12 protein-coding genes are annotated in these 13,225 nt (G+C 74.7%); 5 read left to right on the forward strand and 7 right to left on the reverse strand.

The features are described 5' to 3' along the window. The first annotated feature begins 70 nt into the window (after positions 1–70). Entirely contained in the window at positions 71–805 is a 735-nt protein-coding gene (locus WMF39_RS20285; protein WP_437747134.1) for a hypothetical protein, read from the forward strand. A gap of 31 nt (positions 806–836) precedes the next feature. Here WMF39_RS20285 and WMF39_RS20290 read toward each other — a convergent pair whose 3' ends face one another. The 3 genes from WMF39_RS20290 to WMF39_RS20300 form a co-directional block, all read right to left on the reverse strand. After that, positions 837–1,799: an outer membrane protein assembly factor BamB family protein gene (locus WMF39_RS20290; protein ID WP_437747135.1), complete on the reverse strand. Its 963-nt coding sequence runs from the start codon at positions 1,797–1,799 to the stop codon at positions 837–839. Between the two features lie 231 nt (positions 1,800–2,030). Next, positions 2,031–2,621: a Uma2 family endonuclease gene (locus WMF39_RS20295; RefSeq protein WP_437747136.1), complete on the reverse strand. Its 591-nt coding sequence runs from the start codon at positions 2,619–2,621 to the stop codon at positions 2,031–2,033. Positions 2,622–2,736: 115 nt separating this feature from the next. Next, positions 2,737–3,363, reverse strand: coding sequence for a CDP-alcohol phosphatidyltransferase family protein (locus WMF39_RS20300; protein ID WP_044965217.1), 627 nt, complete (start codon positions 3,361–3,363; stop codon positions 2,737–2,739). Between the two features lie 222 nt (positions 3,364–3,585). Between WMF39_RS20300 and WMF39_RS20305 the strand changes: the two genes are divergently transcribed. Next, positions 3,586–6,012, forward strand: a complete 2,427-nt coding sequence (locus WMF39_RS20305; RefSeq protein WP_437747137.1) for a PQQ-binding-like beta-propeller repeat protein — start codon at positions 3,586–3,588, stop codon at positions 6,010–6,012. Between the two features lie 15 nt (positions 6,013–6,027). Here the strand turns inward: WMF39_RS20305 and WMF39_RS20310 are convergent, their stop codons facing one another. Further along, on the reverse strand, positions 6,028–6,396 hold the full coding sequence (locus WMF39_RS20310) for a septal ring lytic transglycosylase RlpA family protein (RefSeq protein WP_437748003.1): 369 nt from the start codon (positions 6,394–6,396) through the stop codon (positions 6,028–6,030). Positions 6,397–6,587: 191 nt separating this feature from the next. Further along, entirely contained in the window at positions 6,588–7,139 is a 552-nt protein-coding gene (locus WMF39_RS20315; RefSeq protein WP_437747138.1) for a hypothetical protein, read from the reverse strand. A gap of 314 nt (positions 7,140–7,453) precedes the next feature. On the opposite strand from WMF39_RS20315, the gene WMF39_RS20320 reads away from it, so the two are divergent. The 3 genes from WMF39_RS20320 to WMF39_RS20330 are packed head-to-tail and all read left to right on the forward strand — an operon-like array spanning position 7,454 to position 11,517. Then, entirely contained in the window at positions 7,454–8,092 is a 639-nt protein-coding gene (locus WMF39_RS20320; protein ID WP_437747139.1) for an RNA polymerase sigma factor, read from the forward strand. Positions 8,093–8,152: 60 nt separating this feature from the next. Further along, positions 8,153–9,025, forward strand: coding sequence for a hypothetical protein (locus WMF39_RS20325; RefSeq protein ID WP_437747140.1), 873 nt, complete (start codon positions 8,153–8,155; stop codon positions 9,023–9,025). Continuing rightward, positions 9,013–11,517 carry a hypothetical protein gene (locus WMF39_RS20330; protein WP_437747141.1) on the forward strand — a complete coding sequence of 835 codons (2,505 nt, stop codon included), beginning with the start codon at positions 9,013–9,015 and terminating at the stop codon, positions 11,515–11,517. Before WMF39_RS20325 ends, WMF39_RS20330 begins: the two co-directional genes overlap by 13 nt. Here the strand turns inward: WMF39_RS20330 and WMF39_RS20335 are convergent, their stop codons facing one another. Further along, complete coding sequence (locus WMF39_RS20335; protein ID WP_437747142.1) at positions 11,518–12,288, reverse strand: sigma factor-like helix-turn-helix DNA-binding protein; 771 nt, start codon at positions 12,286–12,288, stop codon at positions 11,518–11,520. Positions 12,289–12,530: 242 nt separating this feature from the next. Beyond that, complete coding sequence (locus tag WMF39_RS20340; protein WP_272099309.1) at positions 12,531–13,049, reverse strand: MerR family transcriptional regulator; 519 nt, start codon at positions 13,047–13,049, stop codon at positions 12,531–12,533. Positions 13,050–13,225: the final 176 nt, after the last annotated feature.

Here is a 13,225-nt window from a genome sequence, read left to right on the forward strand (position 1 = left end):
CCTCGGACAACGGCGGCGCCGCTGCGCCTCGTGGCAGCCATGCGCCCTCGTGGACGGTATAGTTCCCCGCATGGCACTTCCCGCCGCGCTCCTGGCCGCCGTCGAGCGGCATTCGTGTTTTACCGGCTGCTATCGCAGCGAATCGGAAGTCCAGGTCTGCATCGATCCGGCGCAGGCGCTCGTGCCGACGGTGCCTGTCTGTTGCAGCGATTGCCTGAACTTCCACCCGGCGGCGCTCGTGAGCCTCTTGCCCCTCGGCATGACGTCGTACGCGCTCGCGAACGCGCTGACGACACACGTGCGCTCGCTGCGCGGGTACAAGTGGGCGACCGGCGGCTACCACACCGCGGGCACCGGCTTCTGGCTCAACGCCGCCTACTACGGCAATGGCCTCTTCCTGGTCGACGCCGCGCGCAACCGCAACGCGAGGACGGACGTCGACATGCTGATCGAGGCCTTCCAGCACGGGATCGTCCAGCCGGAGGACCCGCGCATGCTCGATCCGGCGCTCTACACGATCGAGCTCGCGTACATCAACATGTCGCGGCCCATCCTGCCGGTCCGCAGCAAGCAGGATCTCCTGACGTCGCCGCAGCGCAGCGCCACGCCGAGGCAGGGGTTCTCGCGCGTGTCGATCGTGGAGTTCCAGCCGCTCGCCGTCGTGGGGACGTCCCCTTCCGCGCAGCCGGCGAAGCCGGCGCCGCAGCCCCGCGAGCTCAAGCTCGGCGATACGTGCCCGACGTGCGGCGCCGCCGTGATGGAGCGACCGCTGTTCTCGGGCACGTTCGTGGGCTGCCTCTGCTGAGGGCGCGCCGCGGGCCACGCCGGCGACCGGCTCACGGCGACGGCGGCGTGGTCGCGCGCCACGCGGTCTCTCCGGTCGCCGGATCGATCGCGCGCAGCGCGGCGCCGCTCACCGCGGCGCCGCTGATGACGTAGACGTAGGGGCCGGACGCCTTCGCCGCCGTGAGCCGGTCGCCGAGGTAGGCCGCGGCGCGCTCGTACCGCGCGGCCCCGGACACCGGATCGAGGGAGATGATCCGCGGCTCGGTGCCGTTCACCACGTCGACGCCGACGACGACGGCGGCGCCGCCGCTCGCGACGAGGAACAGGTCGGGCCGCCCGCCGGAGAGCGGCGCGCGCGCGGCGAGCTCCTTCTTCCAGAGCGACTCGCTGCCCCGCCGCCCCTCGGCGGTGAGCCGCGGCGGGCCCCCGGCCGGCGCGGCAAGCACGACCTCCACGCCGCCGGCCTGGACCACCTGGGGGTTCTTCTTGCGCTCCCAGAAGTGCCCCGTGATCGCCGACGGCTGCGGCGCCGTCGGGCAGTCGGCCGCCCCGCCCCCTTCGAGCTTGATCCCGGTCGCCGTGCCGTCCTTCATCACCACGGTCGCGCAGCCGTCGCCCCCCGCGATCTCGTCGGGGACCCCGGGGAGGTTCGCCACCCAGCGCTCCTTGCCCGTGCGGGCGTCGAGCGCGCGCAGCGCGGCGTCGCCCCCGCCCGCGAGCACCATGTTCGGGTCCGCGCAGGCGAGCGCGTCCGGCTCCTCGATCTGCTGCGAGGCCCAGATCCCCTGCCCGCTGCGCCCATCGACGGCCACCACGCGCCCGCGGGTCTTGCCGTCCTGCCACAGCACCGGGTCGGGCGCGTCGTCGCCGTTCGCGTCCACGAAGCAGAGGGCGTCGAGCTGCGTGGAGAGCGGGCGCGCGCGCGGCGCGGGCTCCTGCGGCGGGTCGACGCGCGCGAAGAACATCACCGCGAAGCCGATCCCGACCGCGGCCATCGCCGCGGCGAGGAGCACCTTCGTCGCCCGCGATGGCCCCGGCGCGGGCGCGGGCGCGCCCCGCGGCGCAGCCGCGCCTGCGACGCCGGGGGCATCTGCGCCGCAGCGCGGGCATGCGATCCCATCACGACTTGCCTCCAGCGAGGCACCACAGCTCCAGCAGGGCCGCATCCGGACAGTCTATCGCCGCCGGGTGCCCGTGATCGAGAGCGACCGTGCGCGGCCCGCCGGACCGGGGACTCGCCTCCGCTACTTCGCCCAGAGCACCGAGAGATCGATCTCGATGGCCTCGAAGGGCACGACCCGGACCCGCGCCGCGTCGCGGTGGACGGGGCCGGGCTCCCAGCCCCTGTCCGCGGCGAGCGAGAAGACCTCGAGGGTGCGCCGGATTGGATCGACGAGCCACGCGTGGAGCACGCCTTCGCGCGCATAGAGGGGCATCTTCTCCGTGCGATCGACGTCCTCGGTCGACGGGCTCAGGACCTCGCAGATCCAGTCGGGAGCGAGCGGGAAGAAGGCCGTCTCGGGCAGCTCGGGCATGCGCTCGACCCGCCAGCCGGCGAGGTCGGGCACGAGCACGTCGAACTCACCAGGCGTGCGCGGGTCGGGGAGGTGCAGCTCAGGCTCGACCAGGATGGTCCAGCCGCCGGGCCCGCCTTCGCCCAGGTCGAAGGGGCCGGACAGCTTCCCCCCGAGCCGGGACGCGGCTCGCGCATGCCGCGGCGCCGGGCGGGGGAACACGTGCAGGGTGCCGCGGACGAGCTCCGCCACCTTGTTCGACGGGACGGCTTCGAGGTCGGCGTACGTGGCGCGGGGCTCCTTCTCGGCGGGTTGACCCATGACCGGAGGCTGCCTGGACGCCGAGGAAGAGGCAAGGGTGTGTGGCGCGCCGAACCTGAACGCTCGCGCGGCGCCGCGCGCCTGCCCCTCCCCGGCGCGCGCCCGCCCCTCCCCGCTACGGCTTCGGTATCCTCAACGTGCCGCTGACCATGGCGCTGCCGCTCACGACATAGACCAGGCTGAGCGGGTGGAACGCCCAGGGGCCGAGCGCGATGGACCCGAGCCAGAGCTGCTCGTGCACGCGCTCCTTGGCAAACAGCACCCCGAAGAGCAGCACGATGAGCAGGCTCGTGGGGATCGGCGTCCCCTCGTAGTAGCGCACCTTTCCTCGCTCGTCCGACAGCTCGGCCGCCGTCACGTTGTACCGCGCGAGGCGGCTGATCCCGCAGGCGACGAAGTAGACGAGGGCGGCGGCGTCCCACGGCCCGCGCAGGCCGAGCGCGTAGCCGAGCACCGCGGGCGCGACGCCGAACGAGACCACGTCGGCGAGGGAGTCGAGATCGGCCCCGAGCGGCGAGTGCTTGCGGCGCCAGCGCGCGATCGTGCCGTCGAGGACGTCGCACGCCAGCGCGAACGGCAGGAGCCCGAACGCCACCCAGATATAGATGCGCTCGCGCTCGGCCACGTAGTTCAGGCAAAGCAGGATGCTCAGCGTGCCGCTCGCCGCGTTCGCCAGCGTGACGAAGTCGGCGAGCGCGAACGACCGGAGCATCGAGAAATGGGGCGGTCTCTCGGCAGGCATGGCGCTCGGGGTGCGCAGTGTCGCACGTCCGGTTCGATTGCCAACCATTCTGCGCGGCGCACGTCGCCGTTCTCGGGGCGTCCTCGCAGCGCAGGGCGCCTCGAGCCGCGGCGCGCCCGGCGCCGGCGCCGTCTAGCCAGGTGGCACGTGCTTGTCCACTCCGCGGCGATCCGCGCACAAAACTTAGGACCGGGCCGCGCGCTGCCTAGCATCCGTCGGCGGATGCCCGGACTGTCACTTGTCGCCGACAACACCCGTTGCTCATCGGAGCCCGAGCGCACGTCGCTGCACGATGTGCTCGACTTCGTCTTGGAGGGGGCGCGCAACGCGTCTCCTCCGCTCGATGGAGCGGCGCTGCCGCTACGCGCCGAGGCCGAGGCGCTGCCGCTGCTCTGCGAGCTCGCCGAGGCCGCGGCGGAGCTCGCCTCCGGACGCCGCGCGCGCGCGGTCGTGCGCCTGTGCCTCGAGCCCGACCCCTGGGAGCTCGGGCTGGAGCGCGTGGGCCGCGACCTCCTCGTCACCGTCTTCCAGGGCGGGGACGTGCCCGAGGTCGCCCTGCACGAGCGGCGCTTCGACGGCGAAGCGCTCTGCGCGCGCCTCCTCGCGGCCATCGACCGGTTCGCCTCGCGCAGGGGCCCGGGCGCGCGCCGCGACGCCGCCTTCGCCGAGAACGACGCGGATCTCGGCGGGATCGGCGAGCAGCGGCTCCCGGCCGCGCGGCGGTGCCTCGCGGCCTCCCTGCCGTTCTCGCCCGACGAGGCGGGAGGAGAGCCCGCGATCGTGGGCGTCGAGCCGACCGGCGAGATCCCGATCGCCATCGCGGCCGAGGCGCTCCTGCGCACGTCGCAGGGCGCGGCGCTCACGCAGCCGGCCGTGCTCCGGGCCGACCTCTTCTCGCTCCTCTTCCGGGGCAAGATCCGCGTGCTCGTGGGCGAGGAGGCGCGGGAGCTGCCCGACGTCTTCGTCTTCCCGTTCGCCGAGCAGCTCGCGTCGCTGTCGCTCGAGTCGCTCGACGCGTGGGCGCGGCGCCAGCCCTACCACCGGCGGCTGACCGTCGGCGGCGCGATCCTCGGCGTCCGGCTGCACAGCGAGGGGGCGCTGTCGCTCACGCTCGGCGTGCCCCGCGTGGGCCGCGTCCCCTCCGCGGATCCCCGCGCGCCCGGCGCTGGCCGCGTACCCTCGTTCGCGGCCGCCGAAGAGCGGGCGCAGACCTGGACCTTCCCGGCCGTCGACGTGGCGGCGCTCGCCCAGGGCGTGGTCGCGTTCGGGCGTGCGCTCGCGCGCAGCCTTGTGCGCCGCGATCGCGGCCAGACGTCGAACCTGCGCCTGTTCGAGTTCCGGGCGCGCGTCCGCGAGCTCGCCGAGCGGCTCCGCGAGCTCACGCGCAACGAAGCGAAGATCAACGTGGCCCCGGAGACGTACCGCGCCTTCGCGGCGGCGGCGCGCCCGCAGGCCGCCGCCGAGGACACGTTCGGGCGGACGCGCCTGCGCTTCACGGCCCGGTGGATCGCGGCGATCCCGTCGATCGATCTCCGCGCCACGTTCCTCTGCGGCGACGTGCTGGTGGTGGGCTCGACCCGCGAGCTGACGTGCATCGATCGGCGGACCGGCGAGTGCCTGTGGCGCAAGCCTGCGCCGCGCGCGGTCTCGGTGATGACGCCGGTCGGCCTCGGGCGGCTCCTGCCCGACGGCACGCTGCAGCTGCACGATCTGTCGAGCGGCGAGGTCGCCTGGTCGACGCGGCTCTCGCCGCGCGTGGGCGCGAACGCCTCGGGCGCGGTGGTGAGCGCCCCCGGGCTGCCGCGGATGCTCATCGTGAGCGAGGGGACGCGCCACCTCGCGGCCGTGGACCTCTACTCCGGCGAGGTGCGCTGGCGCTACGCCGCGCGGCGCGGCGAGAACTTCCGGCTCCGCCGCGCGGGCAAGCTCGTCCTCGTGGGCAGCGGCGAGCCGGCCCTCGCGGCGCTCGACGTGCTGAGCGGCGAGGTCGTGTGGCGCTTCTGCGACCGGCTCCCGTTCGCGTCGCCGGTGGCGGTCGATCACGACGCGCTCTTCGCGCTGGCGGGCGACGGCGCCTTCGTCGGCCGCGGCGGGGCGCGGCTGCACCACCTCGACCCGTGGTCCGGCGAGGCGCGGTGGACGGTCGATCTGCCGAAGCACGTGGCGCCGGTCGGCGCGCCGCTGCTCGGGCCCGAGACGGTGTGCGTGGTGACCCACGGGCGGCGCGGCACGGGGCTCGTGGGGATCGATCGCCGCACCGGGGCGACGCGCTTCGACCTGACCGCGTGCGCGTCGACGGCCTCGTGCCTCATGGTGGACGATGTGGTCGTCGTGAACAGCGAGGCAGGCGAGATCGTCGGGGTCGGCGCGCACGACGGCGCGGTCCGGTACCGGCACGTCATCGCGGGCGGCGTCGAGGGCGACAGGCCGCGGCGCCTCGAGCCGGTGCTCCGCTCGGGCGCGCTGTTCGTGCCGCAGAGCGAGGTGCACGTCGTCCGGCCGCGCGACGGCGCGCTGCTCGGCAAGGTGCCGACGGACCTCATCCCGGATCTCCTGCGGGTGGACGAGCGGTGCGACGTCTACGTGGCCGAGGAGAGCGGCCACCTCGCGGCCTTCGCCGCGGCCCCGCGGCTCAGCCTCGTCCAGTAGCCGCGGCGGCGCGCGTCAGCGCGGCCGTCGCGCCGGCTTCCAGATGAGCTCGAGCGTCACCTGGGTGACGCCGTCCTCGATGAGCCCGATCCGCTCGGCGGCCCTGCGCGACAGATCGATGATCCTGCCGCGCTTGAACGGGCCGCGGTCGTTGATCCGCACGCGCACGCGGCGGCCGTCCCGGCGGACCACGTCGACCACGGCGCCGAAGGGCAGCGTCCGGTGCGCGGCCGTGAGCGCGCGCGGGTTGTAGCGCTCGCCGCTCGCGGTGCGGCGGCCGTTGAACTTGTCGGCGTAGTAGGTGGCGCGCCCGCCCTGGATCGGCGTCCCCTTCGCCGCGCTCCGCGCGCTCGCGGGCGCGATCGGCGTGGAGACGCTGTCGATGTCGTCCGGATCGTCGTCCTCGGCCTGGTGCCGCGGGGGCGCCGGCGGGGTGCTCGGCGCGACGCCGAGCGCGATCGGCGCGTCGGCTCCCGTGCGGGGCGCTGCAGGCTGGTGAGCGGAGCAGGCGGGGGTGCAAAAGAGGAGGAGGAAGGCGAGCGTCCTCGCCACGCCGCGGCGTCCACCGGGCGTCATCACGTCGCCTCGGGCGCGGCGCGATCGGCCGACGAGGGGTCGAGGTCGGCCGCGGGCGAGGTCACCGCGGCGACCAGGGCCAGGGCCGAGGGCTCGCCGCTCCCCGCCCCGTCCGCGGACGGCGCCGCCTGGGGCCTGGCCTTGGCCCGAACGAACCCGGCCAGCTCGCGGAACGGCACGCCGGTCGGGCAGATCCTCTCCTTCTCGGCGAGCACCTCCTCCGGCACGTGCGCGAGCGCGAGCGCCGCGGCGTCGAAGTCCGGCATGCTCCGCGACGACGCGAGCACGACGGTCATGAGGCCGCGGTAAGCCCCCCTGGAGGCCGCGATGCGCTCGGCCTCCCCGAGGTCGCAGCGCCCGCACGCGATGCAGCGGGAGAAGCGGGGCAGGGCCGCGCGCTCGGCGGGCGAGAGCGGCGGCAGGCCATCGGCATCGTAGTTCTCGCGGAAGAGCGCGAGCCCGCTCGGACCGTCGTCGAAGAGACGGCGCACCGCGACCTTGAGGAGCGACCACGCGAGGACCGCGAGGGCCAGGGCACGACCGGAGAGCACGATCCGTCCATAACCCGAAACAGGCCCGCGCGCCGAGCCGATGCGCGCGGGGTCTCCAGAACGGCGCCGGGCGCGTGAACCCGCGTTAACAGCGCCTCGGGCACGCGCAGGTCCGCGACGACCCGCCGCCGCTGCGATGACCCCTGCGACGCGCGCTCGTCGCCCGAGCTCCGCGGCTCTGGAGATCGCGCGTCGCGCCGGCGCTGCGCGGCGGATCGCGCGACGACGGCCGCCGCCGGGCGAGGACGCCGCGCAGCGACGCGACGCCCCGCGCATCGGTCCTCGCTGGCACGTCGGGTGCACAGGAGCCAGGCATGCCCAACGACTTGCTTCTCGGCGACAACGGACGCGAAGACCTCGGCGAGCTCGCCGAAGGTGCGCTGGTGGAGGCGATGATCGCGGGGGACGAGCGCGCCTGGCGCGCCTTCCACGCCCGCTACGATCGGCTCGTCCACCGCTGCATCAGCGGCGTGATCGCCCGCTTCTCCGCTGTGGTCGCGCAGGACGACATCCGCGACATCCACGCCACGCTGCTCGTGCAGCTGCTCTCGAACGACATGCGCAAGCTGAGGACCTTCGACGCAGGCCGCGGGTCGCGGCTGAGCTCCTGGATCGGCACGCTCGCCGTCCACTGCGCGTACGACCATCTGCGCTCGAGGCGGCGCGCGCCGCGCTGTGCCCCGCTCGACGACGCGGCGGTCGAGCTCCCCTGCGAGCGCCCCTCGCCGCAGGAGCAGGCCGAGCGCCGCGAGCGCGCCGCGCTCGTGGGGCGGGTGCTCCACGCGTTCTCCAACAAGGACCGCGAGTTCGTCGCGCTCTACTTCGCCGAGGGCCTGCCCCCGGAGCAGATCGCGGCGCGGATGGGGATCAGCGTGAAGACGGTGTACTCGAAGCGCCACAAGATCCAGAGCCGCCTGGAGGCGATGCTGTCCAGCGTCAGCCTCGCGGCGTGACGTTTCCCTCCCCCGAAGGGGGCTCGGCGGCCGTCGGCCCTGTGGTATGAGCCGAGGAGGATGGCTCGCCCGCCTCGCACCTCCTCCGCGCTCCCGCTCATCGCGGCCGCCGCCCCGCTGCTCGGCGCGTGCGGCGGCGGCGACGGAGATGCCCCCGCGATCCCCCTCGCCGACGAGCGCGGCGGCGGCGCGCGCGTCGCCGAGATCATCGGTGACGCCGGGTGGCTCGACCCGGAGGACGAAGAGAGCCGGCGCTGCGCCGCGCCGCCCGCTCGCCGCGCCCACGTCACCGGCGCCACCCTCGTCGCCATCGACAGCTTCGACGAGACCGGCGAGGGCGCGCGCGGCAACCACTACGTGCAAGACAGCGCCGACAAGCCGGTCCCCTACTCGGGGATGACGGTCTTCCAGCCCGCGTTCGACCCCCCGGATCTGCGGCTCATCCCCGGCGACGTCGTCGACGTGCTCGGCGAGCTCACCGAGTTCCTCGGCCCCTCCGCCGGCCGCTTCGGCGGCTGCCGCACCTTGCCCGAGCTCGGCGGGACCATGAGCTTCCGCTTCGAGGACCGCCCCGCCGTCCCGATCCGCGTGCCCCTCGACGACCTGAGGGGCTACGCGTCGGCGCGCCCGTACATCGGCATGCTCGTGCGGGTCGAGGGCGTCAGGATCGCCGGCGACCCCTCGAACCGCGACGGCCGCTACGCCGCGTCGATCGACGTCGGGGCCGGCGTGCGCCCCGCCGACGTCCCGCGCCTCTCGAACGAGCTCTACGATCTCGAGCGCGAGGGGCCGCCGCTCGCGGACGGCGCCTCCTTCCGGTCCGTCACCGGCGTGCTCACCTACTTCTACGGCTTCAAGATCGCCCCGCGTTGCCCGGCCGATTTCCAGCTGGAAGGCGCGCCGCTGCCCTCCGACGACGCATGCGCTCCCTGAGGCCCGCGCTCCTCTCGCCGCTCGTCCTGCTCGCAGCCTGCCGCGGCGCGGCGCCCGGCGGCCCGCCGGCGCCAGGGCACGCCCTCGCCTCGACGCCCGAGGGCAGCGTCGGGCGCATCGAGGTGCGCCACCTCGACGCCCGGCCGCGGCTCGCGCTCGTCTCGCGCGACGGCGATCCCGCGCCGGCGCTCGTCGTCTCGGTCGCGACCGATCTCGGCTCGGTCGCGACGACGGCGCTCGCCAGCGTGGTCGAGGCGCGCCTGCTCGCCGCCGGCTTCGACGTGGACGCGCGCATCGACCGCAGCGCCTTCCGCGTGCGCCTGCTCGTCAGGGACGCGGCGCGCGTCACGCCGTTCCTGCGCGCGCTGTCGGCGGCGTTCGCGCAGCCCATCGCGGCGGGCAGCCCGGAGGTCGCCCGGGCCGCGGAGCGGACGCAGGCGCTCCGATCGAGCCCGCTCGACGCGCCGGAGCTCTCGCCGATCGCGGCCTGCACCGGCCAGCTGGGCCTCGCGGGCGCCGCGCCCGTGGTCGATCTGGCGACGCCCGCGGGCGCGCGCGAGCTCGAGGGGTGGCGCGCCGCGGCGCTGCACGCCGGGCGCACCTCGATCGCCGCCGTCGGCCCCGCCGCGTTCTGCGAGGAGGCGGCGCGCGCGGCGGAGGGCATCGACGCCTGGCCGGCGGGCGGCCCGCCCACGGACCCCTGGCCGGCGGCGGACACGGTCGGCGTGTACACGACGAACCAGCTCGGACGGCGCGCCGCCCGCGTGACCGTGGCCGCGCGCGTCGCGAGCCCCCAGGCGGCCGTCGCCGCGGCGGAGCGGCTCGGCGCGCCTGGGTCCCCGCTCCGCGCGCGCCTCTCGGCGCTCCCCTCCCCATTTCGCGCCGTCGAGGTGCTCGGGGTCGCCCGCCCGCGCGGCGGCTGCGTGAGCGTGACCATCGAGGCCGCCGATCTGCCCACGGCCCCGCCCGTCGAGGCCTCGGCGGCGCTCGCGGCCGCGGTGGCGCGGCAGGAGATCCGCCGCGGCTTCTCGGCGCCGCCGAACCCCGACGTCGCCACGCGTCAGGTCCTCACCGCGCAGGACCCCCGCGACGCCGGCGCGCGCGCCGCGTGGTGGGCGCTCTCGGGGAGCGCCCCGGGCGCGCCGCCGGAGCGGTGGGCGACGGCGCTCGGCCTCCCTCCGAGCGCCGACCCGCCGAAGCCCGCGGCGCCGGGCGAGGCCGGCGCTCGGCGCTTCGAGGCCGAGCTCTCGCGCGCGCTCGCGCCGGGAGCCCAGCCCTCCCTGGAGCGGCGGGCGCTGGTCGAGCGCGGGCAAGGCGAGGTCTGGGTCCTGCTCGGGAGCCCGTGCGGCGTCGCCGAGGAGGGGCTGTACGACGCCGGCGCGACGGCGCTCGCCGCGCTCGCCGCCGTGCAGACCCGGCGGCGCGAGCTCGACGTCACGATCGAGCCGTGGGTCACGGCGGATGCCGTCGGCGTGATCGCGCACGCGCCGTTCCGCGACGAGCGCGAGACCCCGGCCGAGCTCGGGCGCCGCGTGGCGAACGCCGCCGCGCGCGCGGTCGCGGCGACCACGCTGGGCCCCGAGGCGCTCACGCTGGCGCGCGCCGCGGCGCTCCAGCACCTGGAGCACCTCTCCGGAGGGCGGGCCGCGGCGCTCGAGGCCTTCGCCTCCGCGATCGCGCCCGACCACCCGTCCTGGATCGAGCCGTTCGGCGTCTGGGACCGGGTGGCGAGCGGCGCGCTCGAGACCGTGCAGCTCCGCTGGCAGGCCCTCGCGACCGGCCCGCTCCGGCTCGCCGTCCTCGCGAACGCCGACGCTTCCCAGGCGGCCGCCGCTGCGGAGGCCGCCGAGCGCTGGCTCGCGCCGCGGCTCACCCCGCGCGGGTGCGGCTCACCGGACGGCGCGGTGGTGCCCCGGCTCGGTCACCACGACGCCCGCCTGCCGGCCGGGGCGGCCCTGTCGCAGGCCGTCGTCGGCGCGCGGCTCCCTGCGGCGCGCGAGGCCTCTCCCACGGCGCGCGAGCTCGCCGAGCTCACGGCCTTCGCCCTCAACGGCGAAGGCGGACTGCTCGCGGCCGCGCTCTCTCCCGCGGCGAGCACGGCGTCCCCGGCTCCAGCCAGCGCAGCGCCGACGAAGCGGCCGCTCGCGGCCCGCGCGAGCGCGCGCGTCCTCGGCGGGACACGCGCCGCGGCGCTCGCCGTCGAGATCAGGGCAGAGGCCGGAGAGCTGAGCGAGGCCTCGGCCCGCGTGAAGGAGCTCCTCGCCGGCCTGGCGCAGCGGGTGACCGACGCCGATCTCGGCCGCGCCGAGGCCCACCTCGCCCGGCGGGAGCGCGACGCGCTCGCGGAGCCCAGGCGCCGGCTCATCCACCTGTTCAACGGCCGCCCCTCCCGCGCGGCCGCTGCGAAAATCACGCTGGCCGCGTGGCGCGCCTTCCTGGCGGGCGCGCTCGGCGCGGACGCGATCGTGACCGTCGAGGCCCGGCCCGACTGATCACTCCCCGCCGTCGAAGTCGCCGGCGTCCTCGAGCTCGGCCGGCCGCCCAGCGCGGGTCGCCTCGGGGCCCTCGTCCTCGGCGTCGCCGTCCGCGCCCGTGGCCTCTTCCTCGTCGACCTCGTCCTCGTCCTCGTCGTCGTCCGGCTGGGTCAGCACGGGGAGCCGGCGCTTGCCGACCGGACCCTCGTCGACGAAATCGCGCAGCGCCATCATGTCCTTCAGCGCCTCTAGCTTCGCGAGCGCCTTGACCTCGACCTGGCGGATCCGCTCGCGGGTCAGGTTCATGATCGCCCCGACGTCCTCGAGCGTCGTGCCGCCGCGATCCGCGACGTCGAGCGCGCACGTCTCGTTCATGTCCCAGACCTCGAGATCGGGGAAGTTCAGCTTGATGGCGCCCGTCCTGGCGGAGACGTCGAGATAGAGGTGGTGCTGGCACGAGACGTACGGGCACGGCCTCGGACCGTCGACGCACTCGGCGCGGGCCCGCGGCTTGTAGTAGTCGGTCTCGGGGTAGAGCATCCGGCCGATCTCGAGCTCGCGCTTGGTCATGCGCTTGACGCTGATCGTCCGCGCCCGGATCTCGCGCTTCCGCCGCGACCTGCGCTGCTCGCGCGTGATGGCGTTCCCCGACTCCGCGGGGTCGGCCTGGAGCGCGAGCGCGCCCTCCACGACGGGCTCCGTTGAGCCCGCTGGGTCGCGATCGCCCTCCGCCGCATCCGCACCGTCCAGGCCGAAGATCTCGAGCTCGCTGTCAGACACCGTCGCCATGCGCTGCCTCCGTTTGGTAGCGTCTCCGCTCTCAAGCGCGCGCGTCTCTCCCCGTACGTCCGAGTCCCAGCTCGAACGCAGAGGGATCCGCTCCTTAAGCCCGACGTAAAGCCGGATGCCGTCCCTAAAAAATTGCGACGAAACGAGCCGATGCTCGTCCCGTCGATCGCATCAAACCCAGGCGGGGCCGCGCCCGCGGCCCCATGTACTTCACGACGACGAAAGCCCCGCGACTCGGCCCCTCAAGAGGAAGCCGCCTGTTTCGTGAGCCGCGCTTGCGCCATCAAGCGCTCTTCTATCAACGCCAGCTTGGCGACGAGCTCCCGCGCGAGCGACTCTGCGCTCGCGAGGTCCTGGGCTATCGCCCTGCCGCTCGTCTCGCTCCGCCTCTCCTTGGCGGCATCCCTGAGCGCATTGAAGACCTTGGCCATCGTGCGCTCGAGCTCCTCGATATCACCTCTCACGAACAGGAATTCACGCTGGATCTCTTCGATGGTGTAGTCCTGGGCCATCATCTCTTTGATGCGCTGGACCTGGCGGACTACCGTGGCCGGATACATCCCCTGCGAGCCCTGGTGCTTGCCCTTGCGCCCCACCCGCACGCTGCGCGGGAGCAAGCCGAGCTGCACATACTTCCGGAGCGTCGCCTCGCTGAACTTGATGCCATGAGCCGCGAACAGCTCGAGGATATCGCTCGATGTGATCCCCTGGGCGTGCTCCCGCTCGATGCGCTCAAGCACCTCCTCAGGGATCCTCTGCACCGGTCCTCCCATCGATTGCCGGAGGCCCTACCCAACCGACGCGGGCGACTCTATTCCACTGAATGGAATACAGTCAATTGACGCGACTACGATTATTGTGTGGCTGTCGCGAGACGCGGTGCTTTGCCGGGGTTCTTGACATACCTCGGACATTTTTCGTCCGTCGGAGCGACGCG

The sequence above is a fragment of the Sorangium sp. So ce1504 genome (assembly GCF_051521635.1).
Lineage (GTDB): Bacteria > Myxococcota_A > Polyangia > Polyangiales > Polyangiaceae > Sorangium > Sorangium cellulosum_B.